The organism is uncultured Campylobacter sp., assembly GCF_938018035.1.
GTDB lineage: Bacteria > Campylobacterota > Campylobacteria > Campylobacterales > Campylobacteraceae > Campylobacter_B.
This window is the reverse complement of sequence record NZ_CALIJF010000194.1, coordinates 1-3,645: the sequence shown is the minus strand read 5'-3', so window position 1 is coordinate 3,645 and position 3,645 is coordinate 1. Positions and strand designations below refer to the sequence as shown.

3 protein-coding genes are annotated in these 3,645 nt (G+C 45.7%); 2 read left to right on the top strand and 1 reads right to left on the bottom strand.

Going from position 1 to position 3,645, the window contains the following annotated elements; translation table 11 throughout:
* Window positions 1–419: 419 nt before the first annotated feature.
* Window positions 420–1,151 (top strand): sulfite exporter TauE/SafE family protein, encoded by a 732-nt coding sequence (locus Q0257_RS05895; RefSeq protein ID WP_298022800.1) that lies wholly within the window; start codon window positions 420–422, stop codon window positions 1,149–1,151.
* A 354-nt stretch (window positions 1,152–1,505) separates the two neighbouring features.
* A complete protein-coding gene (locus tag Q0257_RS05890) occupies window positions 1,506–1,886 on the top strand; it encodes a CrcB family protein (protein WP_298022797.1) in 381 nt (126 codons plus the stop codon).
* A gap of 560 nt (window positions 1,887–2,446) precedes the next feature.
* Here the strand turns inward: Q0257_RS05890 and Q0257_RS05885 are convergent.
* Entirely contained in the window at window positions 2,447–3,604 is a 1,158-nt protein-coding gene (locus tag Q0257_RS05885) for a hypothetical protein (protein WP_298022793.1), read from the bottom strand.
* Between the last annotated feature and the right edge of the window lie 41 nt (window positions 3,605–3,645).

The window sequence follows — 3,645 nt, the reverse complement described above, 5'->3', positions numbered from 1 at the left end:
AAAAATTTTAACTGCAATTCACCGCAGGAATTCTGTCTAAAATTTTACTTTGCGAGATTTTGCAGTATTAAATTACGCCGTAATAAAATTTTGAGCCAAAATTTCACGCTTTGAAATTCCAAAAATCCGCAAACGCAGTAAAATACGCCGTCGCTACAAACTCTAGTAGCCCAGCGCATAAAGTTTCTAGCCGAATTTCTGCAATTAAATTTCTACGCTCTGAAATTTCACGCTTTAAAATCCCGTAATTTTCCAAATTTCACAAATCCCACACATAAAATTTCAAACCGAAATCCCGCGATCAAAATTCCCCGCCTCAAAATCCTGCAAATCCCTGCCCTTAAATCCAAAATTCTGCAAATTTATCAAGCTTTAAATTTTAAAGCTATAAACTTCGCTTCAAATTTTAAGGATCAAAAATGCTAGAACTCCCCTTTGTCGGCGTCGTCGTGGGCTTCATATCGGGCTTTTTCGGTATCGGCGGCGGCACGGTCGTAATGCCCGTGATGATGGCGCTAGGCTACGATGTCAAGAGTGCCGCGGGCATCTCGGTGATGCAGATGTTCATCGTCTCGCTTTTTGGCTCATATCTGAACTACCGCGCGGGCAGACTCCGCCTAGATAGCGGTATCGCGGTGGGGCTCGGAGGGCTGTGCGGCGCGAGCATATCGGGCTTCATCGTAAAATACTCGCCAGAAATCGTGCTTGAGATCGGTCTTTTGCTGACGCTTGCGATCTCATTTCTTAAACTCTTTAGCACGAACGTAACAAGCGGCGGCAATGCAAATCCCCACGGCGCGGTGCTATTTTTCATCGGCTTTGCTATCGGCGCGATCGCGCTTAGCATGGGCGTGGGCGGCGCGGTATTTCTGACGCCGATTTTGGTCGGATTTTTGGGCGTTGATATCAAAAGAGCGGTCTGCATGGGGCTGTTTTTCATCGTTTTCGGCTCATTTAGCGCGCTTTTGAGCCTTTCGTACAACGGCCATGTGAATTACGAACGCGGCGCGCTGCTAGCCGTGGGCGGGCTTTTGGGCGTGTATTTCGGCACCTCTCAGGCTCGCCGTGCAAAGCGCGAAACGCAGAAAAAATGGCTGCTCGTCCTTTATGTCGTGCTATTTGCGCTGGCGCTAAAAAAGGTGCTACAGTAGCGCCCGCTGTAGTAGCGCTGCAGCGATTGTCGCGCTATTGTTTTGCCTTGCCTCGGTTTTGCTACAAGCGCGGTTTAAACGTTCGCGCTGTTTTGCTACGCCGTCTTTTTGCGTCTCGTAGTTTTTGCTTTGCCGTCCTCTTACACTGCGCGCGTTTGATCGCCGTTTTGCGGCGGCGCGTAAAACGTCGCGTTCCGTCACGCGAGTAAATTTTAAAACGAAATTTCAAAAAGCGCGAGCAAATTTTAAAAACGGAATTTTAACTAATCGCGTTAAAATAGCGAAGTTGCACATCTTTCGTCCTATGGAGGTTAGATGGCGAAATAAAATTTACAAATTTTAAAAGGACTTGGATTGACGAACTTGATTTTAGCAGGGCTAGGCGGCTGTGTAGGCGCGATGGCGCGAGTAGGCCTAAGTGGAGCGATCGCGCGCGCAATGGATCGCGCCGGATTTTGGAGTGCGTTTCCGATCGCTACTTTTTGCGTGAATGCGCTGGGAAGCTTGCTGATAGGGTTTTTACTCGCACTAAATTTAACGCAGAGCCTGCGGGTATTTTTTGTAGCAGGCGCGTTGGGCGGCTTTACGACATTTTCTACGTTCAGCTACGATACGCTGCAATTATTGCTGGCGCGAGAATTTGCTATAGGCATGCTAAACGCGGTCTTAAGCGTATGTGCCTGTATGCTGTTTTGCTACGCTGGGCTGCTCGCGGGCAGAGCGCTTGCAAGCTAGCCGTGGAGCACGTGAGCTTTAAATTTTAAATCGCCTCTATGTTTGCGCTTTTAAATCAAAATTTATTTAAAATACCTGCGCTACAGAATTTTATCGCGCGCATGTGCTGCAAAATCTGCGAGCGATGGGCACAATCCCACACGCCGTGCAGTTTTGCGAAAGAGCGCGCAGTAGCTTCGGCAAAGTGCAATAGCTATCAAGACGAGCGAAAAGTAAAGCGAGCGAGAGGGATTTTAGCTAAATAATGGTGCTCGGCGTCGGGCAGGCTGGCAAAATCCAGATAAATTTGAAATTTGCGTGCATTCTCTGCGTATCTTGTTTGCCGCAGCTTTGTGAAATTTCGCTATCTTGCGCCTAGTTATCGCGACGCCCTAAAAATTTCGCTGTCTTGGCGCGGATAAAATAAACCTAAGCCGAGCGATAAATTTTAAAAGCTCCGCGGGCAAATTTTAAAGCTTGAAGCTTAGAATTTTAAAATTCTCACGTAAATTTTAGAAGTTAAATTAAAGCGCGCCGAAATCACGATCTTATGTGTCAAATCCTGCAGCGCTATCTTAGATTTATCGCAAGCGGCTGCGAGCCCTCTTAATTTCATTTCTGCAAATTTCATTAACCTGCTCACCCTCGCTATTTCGCAAGATAACCTCGTAGTCCGTGATTTCACGACCTTTGTTATACCCCTCGATATATCTGAATCTCGATAAAACTATTTTAAAGGATTCCACATCGTCTAAAGTATACTTATCGCCGAGCTTTACGTAGTTAAAATTCCTACTAGTAAGCGTATGAAAATTATTAAATTTTTGCTTTAAATTTAGCGTATAAATTGCCGTATGAGGCGTATCGTTATCGCAGCGGTTAAATTCGCTCTCATCAAAGGCAAGCGCGAGGCAAATTTCATCTCCGCAGATTACCTTTATATCTTTGGCGCGGCTGTTTATACGGATGGTCTGTCGCCAGCCCTCGCCCTCTATCTCAAAGACGTTGCGAGCGAGTTTTTTGGCTATTTCATCTCCGACATAGCCTCTGGCTTCTGGTTTATCAGCCCAACCAAGCGCAGAGTAGTTCTGCTTTTGCGGAAAATCCGCAAGCGGAGTTTGAAGCTCGCTTATGGCATTTAAATTTTCCTCGGTGCCTTGCGGAGCCGCAAAAGAGGTGCCCCTCATAGAGTGTAGATTAAAGAAGCCGATAAATTTCCTCACGACCTTATGCGCCGTTTGAGAAAATATCTTGGCTTCGTTTTCAAAAAGCGAAATATCGTAGATGCCGTACCTGTAATATCCAAGCTCGCTTTTCACCCAATCTAAATCCGGCGAACGATCGATCTCGTCGTATCCATAGTAGCGCTCTGGCATATCTTTTTGTAGCAAAAAGTCGTCGCTGTCATTATCTTTGTATCTAAGCCAAACTCCGAATTCGTCCTTGATATATAGGTAATCAAACTCCGCGCCTCCTGCGAATTTTTTCTCGCCTAGCCAAAATACGGGCCTTTTTTCTAGGCTCGGCAGAGCGGCGACTGGAGGTAAACTTTGTAGCTCTTTTTCAAATTTTTCATCGATATAATCGCAAGCGCTAGTGGGCATACTAGGATCGCAACCCTCGGGCGTATCGGATGAAAAAAGCAAATTTAAAATCACAAATATATACAGCACAAAAAGCACGCATGCAACGCTCACGACCAAGGCGGTAATTTTTAAAATTTTTATAAAAGTTTTCATGTCCAAATTTTACCTCGTTGCACCTAAAAAGCATAAAATTT